This window comes from Gillisia sp. Hel_I_29 (assembly GCF_000744275.1).
Taxonomy (GTDB): domain Bacteria; phylum Bacteroidota; class Bacteroidia; order Flavobacteriales; family Flavobacteriaceae; genus Gillisia.
In genome coordinates this window covers 2,375,372-2,399,720 of sequence record NZ_JQLP01000005.1, presented here as the reverse complement: position 1 = coordinate 2,399,720, position 24,349 = coordinate 2,375,372, and the positions used below count along the sequence as shown (strand labels likewise).

The window sequence follows — 24,349 nt, the reverse complement described above, 5'->3', positions numbered from 1 at the left end:
ATATTTACCTTATGATTTTAGTCACCGGAGGAACAGGTTTGGTTGGAGCACACTTACTTTTGAAATTGCTAGAATCTGGCAACAAAGTAAGAGCTACACACAGAGAAAAAAGCAATCTAGAAATTGTAAAGAAAGTTTTTTTATACTACCATCCTTCTGAAAAAGCAATAGATCTTTATACAAGAATTGAATGGATACAAGCAGATCTGGATGACATCCCACAGCTAACAACTGCTTTTGCGCACATATCTGAAGTTTATCATTGCGCCGCTATGATCTCTTTTGATTCTTCAAATTCTAAGGAACTTAGAAAAACGAACATTACCGGAACTGCTAATATGGTAAATCTGGCAATCGCTCAAAAAATTGAAAAATTTTGTTACATCAGTTCTATAGCTACTTTAGATTTAGAACTTGGAGAAAGAATGATCTCAGAAAATTTTGCATGGCATCCAGAAAAATATCATTCAGAGTATGCTATTTCCAAACACGGAGCAGAAATTGAAGTATGGCGTGCTTCACAAGAAGGTCTCCCGGTAATTATTATAAATCCAGGGATAATTATTGGTCCCGGCTTTTGGAATGCAGCTAGTGGCTTATTGTTTAAAAAAGTAGATAATGGTCTAAAATTTCATTTTCCAAAGATCACCGGTTTTGTAGGAGTACAAGATGTGGTTCTTCTTAGTATTAAGGCAATGCGATCTAATTTGATCAATGAACAATTTATTGCAGTTTCAGAAAATAAGAGTTTTAAAGAAGTTCTTGAAAAAGTAGCTTTCACACTTCAAAAACCTGCCCCCACAAAAACTCTTAAGCCCTGGATGGTAAGGTTAGGATGGATATTTCAAAGCTTGGGAAGCATGCTGTTCAATACAAAAAAGCAACTATCTAGCAGAGATCATAAAGCTTTGTTTGAAACTTCACTTTACTCGAATGCTAAAAGTAAAAAAGATCTAGATTTTGATTACACCAATATACAGCGAGTTATAGAAGAAACGGGGAATTTCTATATCTTGGATAAGGAAATTAGATCAACTTAATTTTGAGAGGAAGATCTAACTGGGCTGGAAACTTGGGGATCCTGGTTTTTAATTTTCAATAAAGAATCTGCTTTCTTATCTTGCTTTTTTAAGGAATCTTGTAAATCTTTTACAGAAGCTTCTCTAATAGAATCTTGTACTCTCACCTCTTCTTCTTCTATTTTTTCCAGTACACTTTTTCTAACCTCTAAAGAATCTTTTATAGATTTATAGATCTTATCTAATTTAGAAGTATTCTCTGCGTAATATTGGGTGCTTTGAGCTAATTGAAGACTATCTATGCCATGCTTCTCATAGATATAAGGATTAATATTAATTCCAGTCTCCTCGAGTATACGACGGTTATAATTCTTAGCCGAGTTTAGAAGTACCAGGTCTGTTAGAACTTCTACCATTTTACCTTCTGAGATCAAATTATCTGGTTTCTTCGTTTTATCCACACTCTGGCAGGAAACCAAAAGTAAGGCAACTATCAAAACCAGATATTTCATCAGATTATCTATCAAAAGTTAACTTTTCTGCAACATTAGCAAATGGCAATACTTGAAAATTCTTGTATACCAATTTTCCATTTACAAAAGTATGTGTAATTCGAGATTTAAATGTTACCCCTTCAAAAGGAGACCAACCACATTTATAAAGTATGTTGTTAGGCTGCACCGCCCATGGAGCATTTAGATCTACTAATACTAAATCTGCTTTATAACCTTCTCTTATAAACCCACGTTTTTCAATTTGAAATAAAATAGCTGGATTATGACACATTTTCTCTACAATCTTCTCAAGACTTATCTTTTCTTGGTGATACATCTGTAGCATTGCAGGAAGAGCATGTTGCACAAGAGGACCACCACTTGGCGCCTTGGTATAAACATTTTTCTTTTCTTCTTTAGTATGAGGAGCATGATCTGTAGCAATCACATCTATATGATTATCTATAACCGCTTGCAAAAGCGCCTCCTGATCTTCTCTGGTCTTAACCGCAGGATTCCATTTTATAAATGTTCCTTTTTTCTGATAATCTGAATCATTAAACCATAAATGATGAATACAAACCTCTGCAGTAATCTTCTTATCTTTTAGTGGCTTCTTATTATCAAATAACGAAAGCTCTTTAGCTGTAGATAGATGAAAAACATGCAATCTAGCACCAGTTTTCTTTGCCAAAGCAACCGCCCTAGAGGAAGATAAATAGCAAGCTTCTTCGCTTCTTATTTTTGGATGCAATTCCATAGGAATATCATCTCCATAACGTTCTACACATTCTGCTAAGTTCTGTTTGATGGTCTCTTCATCTTCACAGTGCACTGCGATCATTAAAGGCGATTTAGTAAAGATCTCCTCTAAGACTGTAGGGTTATCTACCAACATATTACCTGTAGAGGAACCTAAGAACAACTTTAAAGCTGCTGTAGTTTTAGGATCTACCTTTAATATCTCTTCTAAATTATCATTGGTTCCACCAAACATAAAAGAATAATTGGCATATGAGCTTTTACTTGCAAGCTCAAATTTAGCATCTAACTCCTCTATAGTTGTAGTTTGCGGGTTTGTATTAGGCATCTCTATAAAAGAAGTAATTCCCCCGGCTACTGCTGCTCTAGAGCCAGACTCAATAGTTTCTTTATGAGTTAGGCCAGGCTCTCTAAAATGAACCTGATCATCTATAATCCCTGGAAAAAGATGATTCCCTTCTGCATCTACAATATTTACATCTGGAGATTTAGCACTAATACTGTCGGCTATTTCTGTAATTATCCCATCTACAATATATACATCGCCTTCCTTAATTTCCCCTTCGTTAACGATACGTGCATTCTTAATTAAAACCTTCTTCATTATTTTTCTGCCCTATTGAAAAGACTTTTAAATTTCATATTAATTACCCCAAACACAGCCTCAGATATAATTCCGCTGCTCATTTTAGAAGTTCCGTTGGTTCTGTCGGTAAAGATAACAGGAACTTCCCTTATGTCAAATTTTAATAGATAGGCTTTGAATTTCATTTCTATTTGAAATGCATATCCAACAAATTGTATTTTATTAAGATTAATGCTTTCCAGCACCTTTCTTTTATAACAAACAAATCCAGCAGTGGTATCATGTATCTCCATCCCTGTAACCCATCGCACATATTTAGAAGCTACCCAAGACAATAATACCCTAGCCATTGGCCAGTTTATCACATTCACCCCGGTTACATATCTAGATCCTATAGCCAGATCTGCTCCATTTTTTGCACATGTATTATATAACCTTATAAGATCATTTGGGTTATGCGAGAAATCTGCATCCATCTCAAAGATGTATTCATAATCTCTTTGCAAGGCCCATTTAAAACCATGTATATAGGCCGTACCCAATCCCATCTTACCTTTTCTTTCTTCTAGATATAAGGCTCCAAAATATTCTGCCTGAAGTGCTTTTACCTTTTCACCGGTCTTATCTGGAGAATTATCATCTACCACTAGAATATGAAATTTACGCTGTAGAGAAAATATATTCCTAATCAGCCGTTCTATATTCTCAATTTCATTGTAAGTGGGTATAATGATTATCCCATTAGACATGCTCAAAAATTTTGCCCAAATGTAACTATTTTTGTGCACAGCTACTTCAATTTACATTGAAGTTTTAACCCTATTAGTCATACCTTTGTAAAAACTTTTTGTTTGGAAGCCATAGAAAGATATAGTACCTCAAACGATTTACTCACGCTTATTATTTTGTTGGTGCTAATTTTATTAGTACTCGCCAGGAAACTGTTCTCACACAGGTTTGAAGATTTCATATCTTTAGTTACCTCCGGAAAATTCCTGGTAATAAAATCTAAAGAACATAAAGCTCTTTTTGGATTTAATGTGATCATGCTTATTACTCACATTTTGAGCATTTCAATATTTCTATATGTCCTCTACAGACAATTTTTTGGAATTGAAAATAATGCAGGAATACTCTTATTGAGAATAACCACCGCATACAGCTTTTTTGTACTCCTAAAAATTACCGTAGAAAAAATTATTGCTAACGTTTTTGATATAGATGAAATTATAGATACCTACCTCTATCAAAAGCATACTTATAGAAATTTCATTTCTTTAATTCTATTTCCAGCTTCCATTATTCTTGTTTACGCGCAGAATCCCCAACCTTGGATATTCTATACCATTGGAGGTCTTTACCTTATAATTATAATGTTCAGTTATTCCAGAGTTATTCAAAAAAATATGAACATTGCAACACGTAATTGGTTCTATTTTATTTTGTACCTTTGCACTCTCGAAATAACCCCTTACATTATTTTGTATAAGCTTATTACATTGACCTAAGGTTTCTAAAAATCAGTAACATATGAAAGTGAAAACAATTTTAATTTCTCAGCCAGAGCCTAAGATAGAAAATTCACCCTATTTTGAGCTGGAAGAAAAGCAACGAGTAAAAATTGATTTCATACCGTTTATACACGTAGAAGGAGTTCCGTCTAAAGATGTGCGTCAGCAAAAAATAGATTTAACTAAATATTCTGCAGTGATATTAACTAGCCGTAACGCGGTAGATCACTTTTTTAGAATTGCAGAGGAGATGAGATATAAAGTGCCAGATACTCTTAAATATTTTTGTTTAAGTGAAGCTGTTGCTTATTATCTTCAGAAGTATGTTGTTTACCGTAAACGTAAGATCTACGTAGGTAAACGTACCTTTTCTGAATTAGCTCCCTATATCAAGAAGTATAAGAATGAGAAGTTCATACTTCCGGCATCAGATATGCTAAAACCAGATATCCCTAAAACTTTAAATAAGCTTGGTGTGGAATGGAAACAAGCAGTTTTCTATAAAACTGTAGTTAGTGACCTTACTCATTTAAGAGATGTTTATTACGATATTTTGGTCTTCTTTAGCCCTAGTGGTATAGTTTCTCTTTTTGAGAACTTCCCAGACTTTGAGCAAAAAGATACTAAGATCGCGGTTTTTGGAAATACTACTGTAAAAGCCGCAAAAGAGCATGGTTTGGTTGTTAACATTCAGGCTCCAACGCCAGAAACTCCGTCTATGACCATGGCACTTATGAAATATATTAAAGAAGCGAATAAGAAATAAAGATTACCTTCTGTTTTTAATTAGAAAAGCCTATAATTTTAATAAATTATAGGCTTTTCATATTTATAAGCTTTAATGTTAATTACACCACCGGTCCTCCAGAAAGAATTTCTTGGTTTGCGTTCTCTTCAAATTTTGTAAAGTTCTTCTTAAAAGAATTTGCAAGCTCTAATGCTTTTGCATCATACACATCTTTATCTGCCCAGGTCTGTCTTGGGTTCAAGATTTCAGATGGAACATTATCACATTCTACCGGCATCTCTAAACCAAATATTGGATGGGTTGTATAATCAACCTTTTCCAACTTCCCCTCAAGAGCAGCATCAATCATCGCTCTTGTATATTTCAACTTCATTCTACTTCCTGTACCGTATGCTCCACCAGACCAACCAGTGTTTACTAGCCATACATTTACATTGGCATCTTTCATTTTCTTACTCAACATCTCCCCATACGCGGTTGGATGTAAAGGCATGAAAGGTGCACCAAAACAAGCTGAGAAATTTGGTTGAGGCTCATTAACCCCAGCCTCAGTTCCTGCAACTTTTGCTGTATAACCACTAATAAAATGATAAGCCGCTTGTGCAGGGTTCAATTTACTGATTGGAGGCAATACTCCAAAAGCATCTGCAGTAAGAAAGAAGATATTCTTCGGATTTTTACCTACTGATGGTTGTGCTATATTCTTTATATGATTTATTGGATAACTAACTCTCGTATTAGGAGTTATAGAAGTATCATCAAAATCCACATCGCCATTTTTATCTAAAACCACATTTTCCAAGATTGCACCCGGCTTAATAGCATGAAAGATATCTGGCTCGTTCTCTTCTGAAAGATGAATTACTTTAGCATAACAACCACCTTCAAAATTAAAGATAGTATTCTCTTTAGTCCATCCATGCTCATCATCTCCTATCAATCTACGTTTTGGATCTGCAGAAAGTGTGGTTTTTCCGGTTCCGGATAGTCCAAAGAAAATAGCAGTATCATCATCCTTACCTATATTTGCAGAACAGTGCATAGGTAATGTGTTATGATGTACAGGAAGTACAAAGTTTAAAGCAGAGAATATACCTTTTTTAATTTCTCCTGTATATCCGCTTCCACCAATAAGTGCTATTTTTTTGGTGAAATTTAAAATCGAAAAATTTGCTTGACGCGTTCCGTCTACCTCTGGATCTGCTTTAAATCCTGGAGCATTAACAATAATCCAATCTTCATTAAAACCTTGCAATTCATTATCGTCTGGTCTTAAGAACATGTTATATGCAAATAGATTAGACCAAGGATATTCATTGATCACTCTAATGTTCAGTTTATATTTATCATCTGCACATGCATAAGAATCACGTACAAACAATTCTTTTTCAGAAAGATAGTCTACAACTTTCTTATATAAAGAGTCAAATTTTTCTGGGTCAAAAGGAATATTTATGTCTCCCCACCAAACTCTGTCTTTAGTTTCATCATCCTTTACCAAATAACGGTCTTTAGGAGAACGTCCTGTAAACTCACCTGTGTTAACAGCTAAAGCTCCAGAACTAGCTTCTACCCCTTGTTTCTTCTCTATAGTAATATCATGAAGTTCTTCCGGGGAGAGTTGATAGTGCACGGTTGCACCTTTAATCCCATAATTATCCAACGAAATCGATTTCGTAATTTGTTTATTTGCCAACATAAAAATTTAAGTTGTGTGTTTGTTTAGGCATACAAAAGTATATAATCTTAAGTTCATACTAGAGCAAAAGCCTCTAATTTATTTCTTTTTTAACGTTATAAAAGACCATAATAGTATAAGCCAAGACAATATTAATAAACTACCTCCCAGCGGTGTTAGCAATGCTATTGCCTTAAAATTAAAGGAAGTTAAGCTGTTAGTGGCAAGCAGATAGATAGATCCGGAGAAGAATAGTACTCCTATTATTATTAGAAAGAATACCCATTTACCCACTTTTGGTTTCAAACCAGAAATACCACCTAATATTATTAATAACAAAGCGTGATAGATCTGATATTTTGTTCCAGTCTCAAAAGTAGCCATAGCATCTGGAGAAATTAGAGGCTTTAATCCATGCGTAGCAAATGCACCTAAAATTACTCCCACTACTCCAATCAAAAATCCTGCTATATAAAATCTTCTTCCCATAGATTGTTTTTTTAAGTCTACACAATTATATACATTCGTGAAACATAGCCACAAAATTAACCAAGAAAATTCTAAAATGCGAAAACTATTAGTGATTGGTGCTGGAAAATCTACTTCCGTACTTATAGCTTACCTCCTAGATAAATCTGAAGAAGAAAATTTATTTTTAACTATAGGCGATTTGGATCTTGCCCAAGCTAATAAACTCTGTAATGATCATCCCAGATGTAAAGCTATCTTTTTAGATGTATTTAATAGAGAAAGTAGAGAAGCAGCAATTAAGGAAGCAGATATTGTTATTTCTATGCTACCTGCAAGATTCCATATAGAGGCAGCGAAAGACTGCATCAAATTTAAAAAATCACTTGTTACGGCTTCTTATATAAGTAATGAAATGAAAGCTCTAGACGAGGAAGTGAAAGAAAACGGACTAGTTTTTATGAATGAGATCGGAGTAGATCCGGGAATTGATCATATGAGTGCCATGCAGGTTATAGATAGAATTAGAGATAAAGGTGGCAAGATCTTACTTTTTGAATCTTTTACCGGTGGATTAGTAGCCCCGGAGAGTGACACCAATCTTTGGAACTATAAATTTACTTGGAATCCGCGAAATGTTGTGCTGGCAGGGCAAGGTGGAGCTGCGGAATTTATTCAAGAAGGAAAGTTCAAGTACATTCCTTATCATAGATTATTTAGACGAACAGAATTTTTGGAAGTGGATAATTATGGAAGATTTGAGGTTTATGCCAACAGAAATTCCTTAGACTATCAGGATATCTACGGACTTCATGATATTCTAACCCTATATAGAGGCACCATAAGAAGAGTTGGTTTTAGTAGAGCCTGGAATATGTTCGTACAATTGGGTATGACAGATGATACCTATACGTTAAAAGACTCGGAAAACCTATCATACCGCGACTTTGTAAATTCATTCCTACCCTACTCCCCTACCAACACGGTAGAACTTAAAATGCGTCATAATCTTAAAATAGATCAGGATGATATTATGTGGGATAAACTTTTAGAGCTAGATCTTTTTAATGATAAAAAGAAGATCGGTATTAAAGATGCTACTCCCGCACAAGCGCTTCAGAAAATATTAACAGACAAATGGAGCTTAGATAAAGAGGATAAAGATATGATAGTAATGTATCATAAATTTGGATATGAGCTTAATGGACAGCGAAAACAGATAGATGCTACCATGGTTCTTATTGGTGAAGATCAAACCAGAACAGCTATGGCAAAAACTGTAGGTTTGCCAGTAGCGATAGCCGCCTTAGCAATTCTGAATAAAAAAATCACTACACCTGGAGTTCAAATTCCTATTAAGAAAGAGGTTTACAAACCAATTTTAGAAGAATTAGAAGCTTATGGTGTTAAATTTAGAGAAACTGAAACTGAGTATCTAGGATACAATCCTCTTGGCGAAGTAGGTAATTAAATAAAAACAACTCCCTTTTAATTCCAAAATCTTATAATTGCTCCACAATGAAAATAGTAGACGAAAAAGTAAGTATTGACGGTATAGATAAGACCATCCTTAATTATTTAATGGAGGATGCCAGAAAACCAATTCTTGAAATTGCAAGAAAAATAGGAATTAGCGGCGCTGCTATTCATCAAAGATTGCGAAAATTAGAAAATGCAGGGCTTATTGAAGGCTCCAAATTAATGATCAACCCAAGAATTCTAGGCTATACCACATTAGCTTTTGTGGGTGTTTATCTAGACAAAGCCGTTAGTAACCCCCAAGCGGTAAAAAGGCTTAGCGAAATTCCGGAGGTGATAGAATGCCACTATACCACTGGTAACTGGTCTATTTTTTTAAAGATCTTATGTAAAGATAATGAACACTTAATGAATGTTCTTAATAAGAATATCCAAGCTATAGATGGGGTTTCCAGAACTGAGACTTTTATCTCATTAAATCAGCAAATACAAAGACAAATTAAAGTTTAAGAACTTCATAAAAAAAGGCCGGTCTTTCAACCAGCCTTTTTTTATGAAGTTCGAATAAGATTCTATCTTCTTCCCAAGTAAATATTTACAAAATATAATAAGGTTGCTAAAGATCCTATTGCCGCTACTACATAAGTTCTTGCTGCCCATTTTAAAGAATCTTCTGCAGCTTCGTGCTCTTGTGGAGTTAACATGTTTTCTGTTTCTAACCAAACTAAAGCTCTTTTACTTGCGTCATATTCTACAGGTAACGTTATAAAACTAAATAGGGTTCCTAGACCAAAAAGTACGATTCCTACTAAAAGTACAGTACTCCCCAAAGCAGTGGTTGCCATCAATACCAGCCCCCCCATGATTACCCATTGAGACATTTTTGTAGCCACACTCACCATAGGTACCAATTTACTTCTCATCTGTAACCAGCTATAAGCCTGCGCATGTTGCACCGCATGCCCACATTCATGAGCAGCAACTGCAGCAGCGGCGGCATTTCTTTGAGAATAAACACCCTCACTCAGATTTACTGTTTTCTTCTGAGGATTATAATGGTCTGATAGCATTCCAGGAGTAGAAATTACTTTCACATCATTAATATTATTATCTCTCAACATCTTTTCCGCAATCTCCTTACCGCTCATTCCATTTTGAAGATGAACCTTAGAATATTTTTTAAATTTGCTTTTAAGCTTATTGCTTACATACATGCTCAATAAAAATAAGAGCCCTGCAATTATATAATATCCAATCATTTTATTTTCAATTTTAAATAGACTGCTGCAATAATATCAAAAATCTCGCCATTACAAAGATGTCATGTCAACTAATTAAATATTGATAATTAGTTGAAGCAGGAATAGCTACTCTCTTAAAATATTACTAAATATGAGCAACTTAAAATAATCCTTAAGTGCTAATTATTCTCAAATTAAGATATTGTCTATATTTGCACAACTTATCTACAAAACAGTTATGCAATACAATAGAATTCTTCTAAAATTATCAGGCGAAGCTTTAATGGGAAACAGACAGTACGGGATAGATCCGGAACGTCTGGCAGAATATGCTCAAGAGATTAAAGCCGTAGTAGATAGAGGTATAGAAGTAGCCATAGTTATTGGTGGAGGAAATATCTTTAGAGGTGTTGCCGGAGCTAGTAAAGGGATGGATAGAGTACAGGCAGACCATATGGGAATGCTAGCCACTGTAATTAACGGGTTGGCATTACAAAGTGCTTTGGAAGATGCAGAAATACAAACCAGATTACAATCTGCTGTAAAGATCAATGAGGTTGCAGAGCCTTTCATCAGAAGAAAAGCAATGCGCCATCTTGAAAAAGGTAGAGTTGTAATTTTTGGAGGAGGAACAGGGAATCCATATTTCACTACAGATTCTGCAGCGGTTCTTAGAGCTATTGAAATACATGCTGATGTTATTTTAAAAGGAACCCGTGTTGATGGAATATACACGGCAGACCCTGAAAAAGATAAGGCTGCAACAAAATTTGATTTTATTACATTTGACGATGTTCTTAAAAAAGGATTAAAAGTAATGGATACTACTGCTTTTACCTTAAGCCAAGAAAATGAATTACCTATAATTGTATTTGATATGAATACACCAGGAAACCTTTTAAAGGTTGTTACTGGAGAAAGAATAGGAACCAAAGTAAATTTATAAGAAACTAACTATAGCCTTTTTTCAACTTTAAGTTTAAAAAAATGAACGAAGAATTAGATTTTATATTTGACAGTACCCAAGAAAATATGCATAATGCTATTAAACACTTGGAAAAACAACTCTTAAATATTAGAGCAGGAAAAGCAAGTCCTGCGATGCTTGGAAGTGTAATGGTAGAATATTATGGAAGTATGACCCCGCTACAACAAGTGGCTAATGTGAACACTCCAGATGCCAGAACAATTACAGTTCAGCCTTTTGAAAGAAAAGCTATTCCAGACATAGAAAAAGCCATCATGGTAGCAAACCTTGGCTTTAACCCTATGAACAATGGAGAAAGTGTTATTATTAGTGTTCCCCCATTAACGGAAGAACGCAGACGCGAACTTGTAAAACAAGCAAAAGCAGAGACTGAAGATGCGAAAATTGGAATTAGAAATGATCGTAAGGTTGCTAATAATGACATTAAAAAATTAGATGTTTCTGATGATGCTAAAAAAATTGCTGAAGACAACATTCAGGAATTAACAGATAAGCATATAAAAAAGACAGAATCTATCTTTGAAAATAAAGAAAAAGAAATAATGACCATTTAATACTGCACATTTCTTAAAAAAGATATATTTGTGTCAGTTTCAAATGAATTAATTCGGTGTTCTACCGGATCTAATTTTATTTGAAACTGACATTTTTAGTTTAACACCTATTCCAAATCAAATTAATGTGAAATAGTAAACCTATGCGAATATTTATAATTCTAGTCTTGTTTATTATTTCATCTCCATCTCTTTTTGCGCAGCAACTCATATCCGGAATCGTAACTGATGCTAAGACCAAAGACCCTTTAGCTTTTGCTAATGTAAGCTCATCAGAAAGTAACGGCACACTCACCAATATAAATGGAAGTTTTACACTAACCTTAAGTGTTACAGACTCTATTCTAAAAGTATCCTATATTGGTTATCAAACCAGATCTATAGATCTTTTAAAAGATATAAAGGAATTTCAAATTGAACTAGCTCCAAAAGCTCAAATACTAGAAACGGTACTGATCTCTTCTAAGGAAAACCCTGCCAATAAGATCATTCAAAAGGCAATTCAGAATAAAAAACTTAATGACCCCACAAAAGTTCTAGATTCCTATAAGTACAAGAGTTACAATAAATTTTTAATAGACAATTTAGATCAATCTGCAAAGGTAGAAACAGATAGCAGCAATATTGCAATAAATGAAGTGGTCAACGTTGGCCGTGCATATCTATCAGAAAAAGTTTCTTCTCATGTATTTAGTAAGTCTTTAGATCCACGAGAAATTGTAGAAGGTATTAAAACCGCTGGCTTTCGTGATCCGGTATATGATGTTCTTGCTCTTAAAGTGGAGCCCCTTTCTCTCTATGGAGAAAATTATACCATCTATAAAACAGATTATGCTGCGCCTTTAGATAATCATGAAGCTTTCGAAAACTATAATTATAAGATATTAGACACCATCACAAATCAAGAGAGGCCTGCTTATCTTATATATTTCAAGCCAAAAAGAGAACGGTTAGTTGCAGGTTTGGAAGGTGTATTATATATAGATACCACAAGTTACGCTATTCAAAAAGCAACAGCACAACTTGCAGGTTCTGTAAAATTAAAGATCGCTCATGAGTACAACTATTATGAAAATAAAGATCTATGGTTTCCTAGCAGCCAACTTGTAACTATACAACCTGGAAGTGGAGAAAAAGATATTTCTGTTTTTGGAGGAAGCATTTCTTTAGGATCTGTGCAACAAAAAAGATCTATTCTTAACTCTGTATTGGGCTCTGGCACACCACAAGAAGGCCTTTACTTAGAGTCCAAAACAATTAATTACGATTTAGAATTTAATGTTCCTGTAAATGTTAAAAATTCTGATGCCTCCATTCTAGTTTTGGAAAATGCCGGAGAGCACTCTGTGAATTATTGGGCTGCCAATAGAAAACTGCCCTTTACTTTTAAAGATGAGCTTACTGCAATGAAAGTAGATAGCATTATTCAATTTAATAATATAGAGCGAAAGATAGAAGTTAAGAAAGGTATTTCTAATGGATACTATCCGGTAGGGCTTTGGGATTTCTCTTTAAAAAGATTCATAAAATATAATAATCTCCAAGGGTTTAGACTAGGCGTAGGAGGTAAAACAAATAACAAATTTTCTGAAAGATTCAGTTTTAACGGATACTTCATCTACGGAACCAAAGATGGGAATGTAAAATTTAATGCAGGAGCTGGATTGGTATTAGATAAAAATAGTGGCACAGAATTAAGCTTTAATTATACAGATGACCTTAATGAAGTAGCTAGTTTTAGTTACCTACGTGGCACAGAAGCATTCTATTTGCTTCAGCCCAGATACGGTAATATTAATGAATTCTATAGGTACAAGAAGTTTCAAATTAACTTACAACATCCATTTTCGCCTAGATTTAGGTCTGAAGTAGAATTATCTACAGCGCGTATTAACCCTATCATTGATTATACTTATTCTTCTGGAGGAGATTATTTTGAAGATTATCAAATTGCCGAAGCCAAATTAGGCTTTTCATGGAAACCTTTCAGCAATTACGTAAGCACCCCAGAGAAAGTTCAAGAAGTTCGCACAGGATATCCACAATTTACTGCACAAATTGACAAAGGATTTTCAAAATTCTTAAAAGGTGATTTTGATTATATTAAGTTCGGTTTTAAGATGGATTATAAGATCTTCCGTTTAGACCAGAGTATTTCTGAGATCATATTAGAAGGAAATTATATAAATGGAAATTTTCCAATTACCCATGCCTTTAATGCCTACCCTAATAATCCAAATAAAGAAGAAATAATTAGTAGAGTTTCTATCGCTGGTAAAATGGCTTTTGAAACTATGTATTTTACAGAATTTTATAGCGACAGGCAGATCAGTCTTCACTTGAGACATCAATTAAGACCCATTAATATTACAGATAAAATACAACCAGAACTTGTTTTTGTTTCTAGCCATGCCTTAGGAGATTTTAAGGATCAATCTGTACATAAGAACATACAATTCAACACCTTAAACAAAGGCTATTCAGAAAGCGGAATAGAGATCAACCAAATCTTTGCAGGTTTTGGTCTTAGTTTTGCCTATAGATATGGAGCATACCATTTGCCGACCTTTAAAGAGAACTTTTCTTTTAAAGCTACCTTCATTTTAAAAATCTGATACTGAAGATTAATTAGGTTACAATCAATTAATACTTAGCCTTTTTGTAACTTTGCGCTCGCTTAAAAAACAGCCATGTCAAAAATTTTTAGTTTTGGATTTTGGAATTCCATTGCTCGAGTAATTCTTAGAAACAGGGTTACAATTATTATAATTACGCTTTGTCTTACCGCTTTTTTGGCTACTCAATGGAAGAACATGCGCTTTTCCTATACGGAAGCCAATCTTTTACCAGATGATGATGAGATCAATCTAGAATATAACAATTTCTTAGACACCTTTGGGGAAGAGGGAAATTTGATTGTGATTGCCGTAAAAGATTCTACGCTTTTCACTCCAGAAAAATTTAAGGCATGGAATAACCTAACCAAAACCTTAAGTTCCTATTCTGAAATAGACCATGTGATCTCTTTAGGGACTTTGCAAAAGTTGGAGAAATTTGATAATCCCAAGCGCTTTGAAATGGTTCCATTCATTGAACAAAAAGATTGGGACAGTACAGATGTAGCCGGTTATAAAGATGAATTACTTAATAAACTTCCCTTCTATAAAAATCTAGTCTACAGTGGTAATAAGAAAACAGTGCAAACTGCCCTTTATCTAAATGAAGATATTGTAAATTCTAAACAGCGAAAGATCTTTGTAATAGAAGATCTAAAACCTTTAATAGACAAGTTTCAGGAGGATGCAGACATGAAAGTATATGTCTCAGGAATGCCCTATATCCGCACTCTAAACTCTCAAAATATTATAGATGAGATTGGATTGTTTATTGGAGCTGCACTTTTGGTAACCTCTTTAATCTTCTTCTTTTTCTTTAGATCTATAAGAGCTACTGTTATTTCTATGATCACGGTTTTAATTGGCGTAATGTGGGCATTCGGGATCATAGGCCTTTTACATTATGAAATTACTGTACTTACGGCGCTTATACCTCCATTAATCATTGTTATTGGAATACCAAATTGTATTTTCCTAATCAACAAATATCAGCAGGAAGTAAAAAATCATGGAAATCAGGCTAAGTCCTTACAACGGGTAATTTCAAAAGTGGGGAATGCTACCTTACTAACTAACTTAACAACCGCCTCCGGATTTGCAACTTTCATCTTAACAGATAGTACGCTACTAAAAGAATTTGGAATAGTTGCATCTATAAACATCGTAGCCCTTTTTATTCTTAGCTTAGTGATAATACCTATTATCTATAGTTACATGCCTCTGCCAAAAGACAAGCATCTTAAACATTTAAACAAGCAGTGGATTGGTGGGTTTGTAGACTGGATAGAAAGAATGGTAAGGCATCATCGTATTGCCATCTACATTTCTTCTGTATGTTTATTGGTAGTAAGCATTATAGGTATATACACCATCAAGATTTCCGGTAGTTTACTAGAAGACATGCCTCAAAAAGCAGATTTCTTTACTGACATTAGATTCTTTGAAGAAGAATTTGATGGAATTATGCCTTTGGAAATATTAATAGACACTAAAAGACCAAAAGGAGCTTTAAAACTTTCTACTTTAAAGAAAATGGAAACTTTGGAAACTGCTATAGAAGAGGTTCCACAATTATCGCAACCATTGTCTGTAGTAAGATTAGCCAAATATTCTAAACAAGCTTATTATAATGGTAATCCAAAATATTACCAATTACCTACCTCCCAGGAAAGAAATTTTATCGCTCCTTATTTAAAAGGATTTTCTACGGAAGGTAATCTCATGTCATCTTATGTAGATACTACCGGAAGATACGCAAGGATCACTACGTTTATGAAAGATATTGGTACAGATGAAATGGACAGAATTGAAGCAGAACTCTGGCCAAAAATCAATAAGATATTTCCTGAAGAACAATATAAGGTGAGCATGACTGGGAAGGCATTGATCTTTCAAAAAGGTACTACCTATCTGGTTAAAAATCTTGTGATCTCACTTACATTAGCAATCATTTTAATAGCTTTATTAATGGCTTGGATGTTCAGATCTTTTAGAATGATCTTGATCTCTGTAATACCCAATTTACTTCCATTAATAGTAACTGCCGGGATGATGGGATTTTTAGGAGTACCTATTAAACCTTCCACAATTTTAGTATTTAGTATTGCATTCGGAATTTCTGTGGATGATACAATTCACTTCTTAGCAAAATACAGACAGGAGTTAAAAGCTAATAATTGGAAGATTAAAAGATCTGTGTATGCAGCTTTAAAAGAAACAGGAGTAAGTATGTTCTATACCTCCATTGTTCTTTTCTTCGGATTTTCAGTTTTTATGATCAGTAGCTTTGGTGGAACGGTAGCTTTAGGAGGATTAGTTTCTGCCACACTTCTATTTGCTATGCTCTCAAACCTACTACTTTTACCTTCTTTATTACTATCACTAGAAAAAAGTATTGCTAATAAAGAGACCTTAAAGGAGCCGGCTATTCAAATTATAACTGAAGAAGACGATATTTTAGACGACACTAATTCATAATAAAAATCAAATCCAGGGTCTTGGTAGGAATACTAGGAAAAATTATCTTTGGTTTACTAAAATCTATATAAAATGATAAAAGCAAAAATTGCAGAATTATTACAGAGCAATCAATTTCTACAGGAAGTTGAAGTAAAAGGATGGGTTCGATCTTTTAGAAGTAACCGTTTTATTGCTGTAAATGATGGATCTACTATCAATAATTTGCAATGTGTGATAGATTTTGAGAATACCAAAGAAGATGTTCTTAAACGTATAAATATAGGAGCAGCCATAAAAGTAGTTGGTACTTTAAAAGAAAGCTTAGGTAGCGGGCAAAGTATGGAAGTAGAAGTTACGTCTATAGAAATTCTTGGTGATGCGAATCCTGAAGAAGTTAAGCTTACTATTCTTTCTCCTAAACGCCATAGTTTAGAAAAGTTAAGAGAGCAAGCTCATTTAAGAGTGCGTACCAATACATTTGGAGCTATCATGAGAGTTAGAAGTAAACTTTCTTTTGCTGTACATAGCTATTTCCAGCAGAATAATTTTTTCTATGTGAACACTCCTATCGTAACAGGTAGTGATGCAGAAGGAGCTGGAGAGATGTTTAAAGTCACAGCTTTAGATCTTAAAGATCCACCTAAAAATGAAGATGGCTCTATTAACTATAAAAAAGATTTCTTCGGAAAAGAAACCAATCTTACCGTTTCTGGCCAGTTAGAAGCAGAAACTTTCGCTCTTGGTCTAGGACAGGTATATACTTTTGGGCCTACATTTAGAGCTGAAAATTCTAATACATCAAGACATCTGGCAGAATTTTGGATGATAGAGCCAGAAGTTGCCTTTTGTGACCTTGATGGAAATATGGATCTAGCAGAAGACTTCATTAAATATGTTGTGAAATATGTCTTGGAGAATTGCAAAGATGATCTTGAATTCTTAGACAAACGCCAGGAAGAAGAAGATAAAGCAAAACCACAAGCAGAACGCAGTGAAATGAGTTTGCTTAAAAAATTAGATTTCGTTACAGAGAACAACTTTAAGAGAGTAAGCTATACAGAAGCCATAGATATTCTTAGAAATTCTAAGCCTAATAAAAAGAAAAAATTCCAATACCCAATAGATGAATGGGGAGCAGATCTCCAAAGTGAGCATGAGCGCTTTCTTGTGGAGAAGCACTTTAAATGCCCTGTAATTCTTTTTGATTATCCAGCAAATATCAAAGCATTTTATATGCGTTTGAATGAGGACGGTAAAACCGTTAGAGCTATGGATATCCTTTTCCCTGGTATTGGTGAGATCGTTGGTGGTTCTCAAAGAGAGGAACGTTTAGACGTTCTTCAAGAAAAGATGAAGGCGTTAGACATAGATGAAGAGGAATTATGGTGGTACCTAGATACCAGAAGATTTGGAACTTGTGTGCATAGTGGATTTGGACTTGGCTTTGAACGTTTAGTTCTTTTTGTAACAGGAATGACTAACATTAGAGACGTAATTCCTTTCCCAAGAACACCACTTAACGCAGAATTTTAATCTACTATTGAAAATACTTGAAACGCATATTGTCCCTGCAATTGATGAGAATATTCGATTGCAGGAATATGCTTCAACGATCTTTAGATCTATTACTACCAGAAATGGTATTAAGAAAGCAATAAAACGCAAGGAAATACTTTTGGATGGGGAGATAGCTCAAACTTCAGACTGGATTAAAGAACATCAAAAGATTGATCTTTTGCAATCTGAAACAAAAGCTAAAAAGATATTTCAGCTAAAATTAGCGATCATATATGAAGATGAATATCTAGCCGTAATTAATAAGCCTGCAGGCTATCCTACCAGTGGCAACTATTTTAAAACCATCGAAAACGCGCTTCCTTTCAATTTAAAGGTTTCTACGGAATTTGATACACTATCATACCCTGTTCCTGTGCATAGATTAGACAATCCCACCAGCGGACTTCTACTTATTGCTAAAACTAGAACCATGCAAACTGCATTGCACTTGGCATTTGAAGATAGAACAATTCAGAAAAAGTATATTGCCTTAGTTCATGGTAGCACCTCTCAAAACTTCAAAATTACAGATGCTTTAGATGGAAAATCTTCTTCCACTCAATTTATTAAGTTGAAACATTTGGAAATTGAGAATTTAGCATACTCGCTCTTAGAAGCGCATCCAGATACCGGAAGAACGCATCAAATCAGAATTCACTTATCTAACAATGACTTTCCAATTGTAGGTGATAAAGAATATGGGATGGAAGAAACCAGTAAAAGATTTCGCGGACTTTACTTAGCATCTATAGGATTAAAACTCCAGCACCCAAAGACTCGCGCTATTTTAGATCTTAATTTAGATTTACCCAAAAAGTTTAGGGTACCATAATATATCCTCATGAAGAAGGAGCTATTAACAAAAATTTACCAAAAGCATATGTAAGGCTAGGTAGCAATAGGATTGTTTTTGCTTATTTTTGTAGTAATAGTGAACACTTACTTTATGCTAAAACAGCAATTAAATTTTAAATTATCTCAAAAGCTTTCTCCTCAGCAAATCCAGTTGATGAAGCTTATTCAATTACCTACGCAGGCATTTGAACAACGCATAAAACAGGAATTAGAAGAGAACCCTGCACTAGAAGACGGAAAGGAAGATCTTGAAAAAGATTTTGATGATGAGTTTTCTAACGATGAATATGATGAGGGAACTGAAAGTATAGAATCTGATATTGATGTTGACGACTATTTGAGTGATGATGAAATTCCAAGTTATAGGCTACAGGCAAATAATTATAGCGCAGATGATGAAGACAGAAATGTTCCTTATGCATCTGGAACTTCATTTGCCCAGCATTTAAAATCTCAATTAAGTACATTTAGACTTACCGAGATAGAAAAGGAAATTGCAGAATTCTTGGTAGGTAGTGTAGATGAAAGTGGCTATATAAGAAGAACTATTCAAGATATTGTAGATGATCTCGCATTCACCCAAAATGTTTATACAGATGAACCTACGGTAGAAAAAGTTCTTAAGAAAGTTCAGGAATTAGACCCTGCAGGAGTTGGAGCTCGATCTTTACAAGAATGTTTATTAATACAATTGCACAGAAAGGAAGTGACCAAAGAGGTTACTTTAGCTACAGACCTGTTGGAGAAATCTTTTGATCACTTCAGTAAAAAACATTATTCTAAACTATTATCTAAGCATGATATTTCTGAAGATGAACTTAGAGATGCTATTGATGTAATAGAACATTTAAATCCGAAGCCGGGTGGGACCTTTGCAGGTAACATTAGAATGGTGGAGCATGTAATTCCAGATTTTACAATTAAGATTGAAGATGGTGAGTTACAATTAAGTCTAAATGGAAGAAATGCACCCGAAATGCATATTTCTAATGATTACAACAATATGCTTAAGGGTTACAAAGAGTCTAAAGAGAAAACCAAGGCTCAAAAAGATGCTGTTATGTTCATTAAGCAGAAATTAGACTCTGCAAAATGGTTCATAGAAGCTATTAAACAGCGCCAACAAACCCTAATGGTTACAATGAGTTCTATTATGCATTACCAGCAAGAATATTTCTTAACAGGAGATGAGCGTAACTTACGCCCTATGATCTTAAAGGATATTGCAGATGAGATAGGCATGGATGTATCTACGGTTTCTAGAGTAGCTAACAGTAAATATGTAGACACTCCTTACGGAACTAAACTTATCAAAGAATTCTTTTCTGAATCTATGACCAATGATCAAGGAGAAGAAGTTTCTACCAGAGAGATAAAAAAGATCTTGGAGATCTCTATTGAAGAGGAAGATAAAAGAAAGCCTCTAACAGATGAGAAACTGGCGAAACTTTTAAAAGATAAAGGATATCCAATAGCTAGAAGAACTGTAGCAAAATACAGAGAGCAGCTAGACATTCCGGTAGCAAGGATGAGAAAAGAAATTTAATGCGTAAACTTCTAAAAAGCGCTTCCTATATCTTTCACCCTATTTGGATGCCATTTATAGGAAGCTTGTTCTATTTTTTAATTACACCCAGGTTTTTTCCTTTGCCTCTAATACAGGCTAAGATGCTAGCTATAGCTATTACCACTTTATTTATACCTATAGTATTCTTTTTTCTACTTAAGAACCTCGGGAAAGCTAAGAATGTATTTTTAAGCGATGTAAAAGAACGCAAATGGCCATTATTCTTTTACATTCTTTTGATAGGTCTTAATCTATATCAGATTTTAGACATCTACAATTACCCGGCGCTCTATTATTACTTTGTAGGAATTATGATCTCTGTGGCAACAGGCTTTATACTTGCGTGGCTAAATATTAAAGCGAGTCTGCATATGGTAGGTATAAGTGGAATTTTTACTTTTATACTAGCGCTTAGTATCTTTTACAGAATCAATCTTCTATTCACTTTGGCGTTTCTAATTATAGCTATAGGCTGGACAGCAAGTAGTAGACTTACCTACAAAGCACATACTGGACTAGAATTGATTATAGGAACCTTTATAGGATTTGTTCCGCAACTAATTGTATTAAAATATTGGTTATAGGATATAAAACATTAACCCCACTTTAAAAACACTCATATCTACAGAGACATCTTCCAAATTGGCATTTTTAAACATTGGAGTTAGATTGTAATAAACGTGAAAATTAAACGTATTATATCCAAAGGTTAACGTTGTACCAAGTCTAAACTTATCTAGCTCGGGTATGTTATTAACGGTAATTTTTGCATCTGCATCTTTATAGGTAGACTTAGAATAATATATATACCCAGGTCTTAATCCGGCATAAATTCTCCAGAACTTGTAGGACGTAGCGTTAGAGCTACGCCATCTAAACTCTAAAGGAGCTTCAATCATTTGTGTAGAAAATCTATTGGTGTCAAAATCTAATCCGTTAAGACTGCTAAAAACACTTTTTCCGTTCTCTCCCTCTTCTATTAATAGATCTTGACCATATGTATTTATAGACCAACCAGCACCAATTCCAATCGCAATGTTTCTTCTTTTATTTAGAGGAATGTCTCTTATGAATCCAAAATGTAAACCGCCGGAAAATCCAGATTGAGAAACATCTGCAGGAAGATCGGTAAGCAAGTGAAAGGTTAGACCCAGATAAAATTGATCTTCTCTATATAGGCTATCTACTTCTTGCAGTTGCTGCTCTATGATATTCTCCTGAGCAAATAAGCAATCAATACTTAGAAATGTGATAGTCAACAGAACCAGGATAGATCTTTTCATAGAAGAATTTTAACAGCGCTAATTTAATATAAAAAAGAATCCCTTCACAGTTTTACCTGAGAAGGGATTCTTATAACAGTAAAGAAATAAATTTCTTAGTTTTGGCTTACATCACCAGTTTTGGTGGTATAATTAATCTTAAGAGCTTCAGCTTTTCTTAATTCCTGTTTAATATCAGAAACAAGACCCATATTAGTTTCAACATCTACTTTTAAAGAAGTTGTTAAATACGGAACTAACTCTTCCCTTTTGGTTTCTCTTTCAGCATAGATAAATTTTTGAACATCGCGAACGGTGGCAAACTTATCATTTAACTGTATGCGAGCTTCTGTACCATATTTGCCTTGATATCTTTCGCTTGGCTTTCCTGCATATATGTACATTACTAAATCTTTCTTATCTAGCTTTTCTACCTGGTCTGCATAAGGCAAATTGTTTTGTACCATTAAGGTAGTATCACGCATTGTAGTAGCAACCATAAAAAAGAAAAGCAACATAAAAACGATATCTGGTAAGGAAGCCGTACTTATAGCAGGCAATTCCCCACTCTTTTTCTTTTTAAATTTAGACATAATATTATTTAAATTTTGTTATATGAGCTGCTATCCCTTAGGCTCTGCCTCAGATAATTTTTGAGGATACATATCCTTAACTTTATCCAATCTTTCTTTTAGAGTTTCTTTATTTCCTCTAAAGCTAGGATCGTTATAGTTATTCTCCATTTGAATATAGTCTTTACCATAAAGTCTTTGAGTAGCTTGATTTCTCAATTCATTATAGGCAGCAACCAATTCATTCTGTACAGATATATAGGTTCCATATTCTGTCTTACGGTCATTAACCAATGAGATAATTGCTTTCGTAGGGTTGTCTGAAGACGAAGGATCCTTCGCACCCTGACAATAGCTACATGCATCATCTCCCAAACCTGCACCGTTATCTAAAAACTTAACTGCAGCAGCACGAAGATCTTTAACTTTCATTGGTTGATCCTCTACTAGCAATTGATTGTCTCTGTTTACAATTACGGTAAAGATGTTCTTTTGCTTAATGATAGGAGGCTCTACATTTTCATCCTGAATAGGAGGCAGCTTACGGCTAATCCCCTTATCAGAAACAATGGTAGTGGTTACCAAGAAGAAAATCAATAGCAAGAATGCTATATCGGCCATAGAGCCTGCGTTTACTTCTGGTGCTGTTCTTTTAGCCATAGTTTATTTTATTAATTTTCTGATCCCAGAAAGTACCATTGCGCCAACAGCGATTACGGCAAGTATGTAAAATACTACCAAACCTGCACCTACCCAGTGATCTCCACTAGCAGATAATGTTGTACCGTCCTTTAATTCTAATTGATTTCCATCCGTTACTACGTAAGCAATGATAACAATTAGTGCAAAAGCACCTACAGAGATAAGAGTGTTTTTAATGTTTCCAGTAAAAAGACCTTTGATAACGAATATCAATACAATAATTAAAGTAATTGCAAACACGATATAAGTTACCCACATCATTGGGTCTAGCATACTACCCTGCAAATCAGCCGAAGCTTTGATTGCCTCATCGCCGGCCATAAGGATCCTACCCAATAGGATAAGTCCAATGACACCAATAACGAGTGCTAGATATTTTAATATTTTATGTAAATTCATAGTGTTTCTACTTCTTAGATTCTTTTTCTGTTTTTGTAGTCAACAAGCATATCGATTAATGTGATAGAAGCATCTTCCATGTCATTAACGATACTATCGATCTTAGCGATGATATAATTATAAAAAATCTGAAGAATAATTGCTACGATCAAACCGAATACTGTTGTAAGAAGTGCTACTTTAATACCACCTGCTACCAATGAAGGTTGCATATCTCCAGCTGCTTCAATTCTATCAAAAGCCTGAATCATCCCGATTACTGTACCCATGAAACCAAGCATAGGAGCTAAAGCGATAAATAAAGAAACCCAAGATACGTTCTTCTCTAATTGTCCCATTTGAACACCACCGTAAGCAACAACAGCTTTCTCTGCAGCCTCAATACTTTCATCTGCACGGTCTAATCCTTGGTAATAAATAGAGGCAACTGGGCCTTTTGTGTTTCTACAAACTTCTTTAGCAGCTTCAATTCCACCACTATTTAAAGCATCTTCTACATCTTGAGCTAATTTCTTAGTGTTTGTTGTAGAAAGGTTCAAAAAGATAATTCTTTCAATGGCAATGGCCAAACCAAGAATTAAACATAAAAGAACGATACCCATAAATCCGGCACCACCCTCAATAAAACGTTTCTTAAGTTCTTGGTGAAAACCTAAATCTTCCTCACTGTCCATGTCAGGAGTTGCTGCTTCGTCTTGATTATCCTGAATAAAATTCACGATATTATCTGGAGCTGTTTGGAAATAAGTTGTCGCATTTACATTAGCGGCTCCAAATAACATAATCGAAGCGATTACCAAAGTTGAAAATAATCTTTTCATTACTGTTTGTC

At 34.5% G+C, this 24,349-nt stretch carries 24 protein-coding genes; 13 read left to right on the top strand and 11 right to left on the bottom strand.

The annotated features are described in order from the left end of the window. Positions 1-11: 11 nt before the first annotated feature. A complete protein-coding gene (locus P163_RS16140) occupies positions 12-1,040 on the top strand; it encodes an SDR family oxidoreductase (protein WP_034893618.1) in 1,029 nt (342 codons plus the stop codon). Here P163_RS16140 and P163_RS16135 read toward each other — a convergent pair. Genes P163_RS16135 through P163_RS16125 form a run of 3 tightly spaced genes read right to left on the bottom strand, consistent with a single transcriptional unit; the run spans position 1,037 to position 3,610 of the window. Next, positions 1,037-1,546 carry a DUF4296 domain-containing protein gene (locus P163_RS16135; protein ID WP_231556214.1) on the bottom strand — a complete coding sequence of 170 codons (510 nt, stop codon included), beginning with the start codon at positions 1,544-1,546 and terminating at the stop codon, positions 1,037-1,039. The genes P163_RS16140 and P163_RS16135 overlap by 4 nt on opposite strands. Further along, on the bottom strand, positions 1,536-2,879 hold the full coding sequence (locus tag P163_RS16130) for a dihydroorotase (RefSeq protein ID WP_034893616.1): 1,344 nt from the start codon (positions 2,877-2,879) through the stop codon (positions 1,536-1,538). Before P163_RS16130 ends, P163_RS16135 begins: the two co-directional genes overlap by 11 nt. Beyond that, complete coding sequence (locus P163_RS16125; protein WP_034893613.1) at positions 2,879-3,610, bottom strand: polyprenol monophosphomannose synthase; 732 nt, start codon at positions 3,608-3,610, stop codon at positions 2,879-2,881. The genes P163_RS16130 and P163_RS16125 overlap by 1 nt, the downstream gene beginning before the upstream one ends. Positions 3,611-3,712: 102 nt before the next feature. Between P163_RS16125 and P163_RS16120 the strand changes: the two genes are divergently transcribed. Further along, on the top strand, positions 3,713-4,369 hold the full coding sequence (locus P163_RS16120) for a DUF4271 domain-containing protein (protein ID WP_034893610.1): 657 nt from the start codon (positions 3,713-3,715) through the stop codon (positions 4,367-4,369). A 22-nt stretch (positions 4,370-4,391) separates the two neighbouring features. After that, positions 4,392-5,138 carry a uroporphyrinogen-III synthase gene (locus tag P163_RS16115; RefSeq protein ID WP_034893607.1) on the top strand — a complete coding sequence of 249 codons (747 nt, stop codon included), beginning with the start codon at positions 4,392-4,394 and terminating at the stop codon, positions 5,136-5,138. Between the two features lie 82 nt (positions 5,139-5,220). Here the strand turns inward: P163_RS16115 and pckA are convergent, their stop codons facing one another. Next, positions 5,221-6,819: a phosphoenolpyruvate carboxykinase (ATP) gene (gene pckA, locus P163_RS16110; RefSeq protein WP_034893605.1), complete on the bottom strand. Its 1,599-nt coding sequence runs from the start codon at positions 6,817-6,819 to the stop codon at positions 5,221-5,223. A gap of 78 nt (positions 6,820-6,897) precedes the next feature. Beyond that, on the bottom strand, positions 6,898-7,287 hold the full coding sequence (locus P163_RS16105) for a DUF423 domain-containing protein (RefSeq protein WP_034893602.1): 390 nt from the start codon (positions 7,285-7,287) through the stop codon (positions 6,898-6,900). Between the two features lie 76 nt (positions 7,288-7,363). Between P163_RS16105 and P163_RS16100 the strand changes: the two genes are divergently transcribed. Next, positions 7,364-8,737 carry a saccharopine dehydrogenase family protein gene (locus tag P163_RS16100; RefSeq protein ID WP_034894524.1) on the top strand — a complete coding sequence of 458 codons (1,374 nt, stop codon included), beginning with the start codon at positions 7,364-7,366 and terminating at the stop codon, positions 8,735-8,737. A gap of 47 nt (positions 8,738-8,784) precedes the next feature. Then, positions 8,785-9,255, top strand: a complete 471-nt coding sequence (locus P163_RS16095) for an Lrp/AsnC ligand binding domain-containing protein (protein WP_034893600.1) — start codon at positions 8,785-8,787, stop codon at positions 9,253-9,255. Positions 9,256-9,317: 62 nt separating this feature from the next. On the opposite strand, the gene P163_RS16090 is transcribed toward P163_RS16095, so the two are convergent. After that, positions 9,318-10,004: a zinc metallopeptidase gene (locus P163_RS16090; RefSeq protein WP_034893597.1), complete on the bottom strand. Its 687-nt coding sequence runs from the start codon at positions 10,002-10,004 to the stop codon at positions 9,318-9,320. 220 nt (positions 10,005-10,224) lie between these two features. On the opposite strand from P163_RS16090, the gene pyrH reads away from it, so the two are divergent. The 8 genes from pyrH to P163_RS16050 all read left to right on the top strand — a co-directional run bounded on the left by pyrH (position 10,225) and on the right by P163_RS16050 (position 21,166). Further along, positions 10,225-10,932 (top strand): UMP kinase, encoded by a 708-nt coding sequence (gene pyrH / locus P163_RS16085; RefSeq protein WP_034893594.1) that lies wholly within the window; start codon positions 10,225-10,227, stop codon positions 10,930-10,932. Positions 10,933-10,973: 41 nt separating this feature from the next. After that, a complete protein-coding gene (gene frr, locus P163_RS16080) occupies positions 10,974-11,528 on the top strand; it encodes a ribosome recycling factor (RefSeq protein ID WP_034893591.1) in 555 nt (184 codons plus the stop codon). Positions 11,529-11,671: 143 nt separating this feature from the next. Next, positions 11,672-14,143 (top strand): DUF5686 and carboxypeptidase-like regulatory domain-containing protein, encoded by a 2,472-nt coding sequence (locus P163_RS16075; RefSeq protein WP_034893589.1) that lies wholly within the window; start codon positions 11,672-11,674, stop codon positions 14,141-14,143. A 75-nt stretch (positions 14,144-14,218) separates the two neighbouring features. Continuing rightward, positions 14,219-16,621, top strand: coding sequence for an efflux RND transporter permease subunit (locus P163_RS16070; RefSeq protein WP_034893587.1), 2,403 nt, complete (start codon positions 14,219-14,221; stop codon positions 16,619-16,621). A 72-nt stretch (positions 16,622-16,693) separates the two neighbouring features. Further along, on the top strand, positions 16,694-18,136 hold the full coding sequence (gene asnS, locus P163_RS16065; RefSeq protein WP_034893585.1) for an asparagine--tRNA ligase: 1,443 nt from the start codon (positions 16,694-16,696) through the stop codon (positions 18,134-18,136). A gap of 7 nt (positions 18,137-18,143) precedes the next feature. After that, entirely contained in the window at positions 18,144-18,992 is an 849-nt protein-coding gene (locus P163_RS16060; RefSeq protein WP_034893583.1) for an RluA family pseudouridine synthase, read from the top strand. A gap of 114 nt (positions 18,993-19,106) precedes the next feature. Next, positions 19,107-20,561 (top strand): RNA polymerase factor sigma-54, encoded by a 1,455-nt coding sequence (gene rpoN, locus P163_RS16055; RefSeq protein WP_034893581.1) that lies wholly within the window; start codon positions 19,107-19,109, stop codon positions 20,559-20,561. Continuing rightward, on the top strand, positions 20,561-21,166 hold the full coding sequence (locus P163_RS16050) for a hypothetical protein (RefSeq protein WP_034893579.1): 606 nt from the start codon (positions 20,561-20,563) through the stop codon (positions 21,164-21,166). The genes rpoN and P163_RS16050 overlap by 1 nt, the downstream gene beginning before the upstream one ends. On the opposite strand, the gene P163_RS16045 is transcribed toward P163_RS16050, so the two are convergent. From P163_RS16045 to P163_RS16025, 5 genes are all read right to left on the bottom strand, one after another. Then, positions 21,161-21,865 (bottom strand): porin family protein, encoded by a 705-nt coding sequence (locus tag P163_RS16045; RefSeq protein WP_034893576.1) that lies wholly within the window; start codon positions 21,863-21,865, stop codon positions 21,161-21,163. The two genes, P163_RS16050 and P163_RS16045, sit on opposite strands and share 6 nt — an antisense overlap. Positions 21,866-21,960: 95 nt before the next feature. Continuing rightward, positions 21,961-22,437, bottom strand: coding sequence for an ExbD/TolR family protein (locus tag P163_RS16040; RefSeq protein WP_034893573.1), 477 nt, complete (start codon positions 22,435-22,437; stop codon positions 21,961-21,963). 30 nt (positions 22,438-22,467) lie between these two features. After that, the gene (locus P163_RS16035; RefSeq protein ID WP_034893571.1) at positions 22,468-23,076 is read right to left on the bottom strand and encodes an ExbD/TolR family protein; all 609 of its coding nucleotides are present in this window, start codon (positions 23,074-23,076) and stop codon (positions 22,468-22,470) included. 3 nt (positions 23,077-23,079) lie between these two features. Continuing rightward, positions 23,080-23,517: a hypothetical protein gene (locus tag P163_RS16030; RefSeq protein ID WP_034893569.1), complete on the bottom strand. Its 438-nt coding sequence runs from the start codon at positions 23,515-23,517 to the stop codon at positions 23,080-23,082. Positions 23,518-23,531: 14 nt separating this feature from the next. Next, the gene (locus P163_RS16025; protein WP_034893567.1) at positions 23,532-24,338 is read right to left on the bottom strand and encodes a MotA/TolQ/ExbB proton channel family protein; all 807 of its coding nucleotides are present in this window, start codon (positions 24,336-24,338) and stop codon (positions 23,532-23,534) included. Positions 24,339-24,349: the final 11 nt, after the last annotated feature.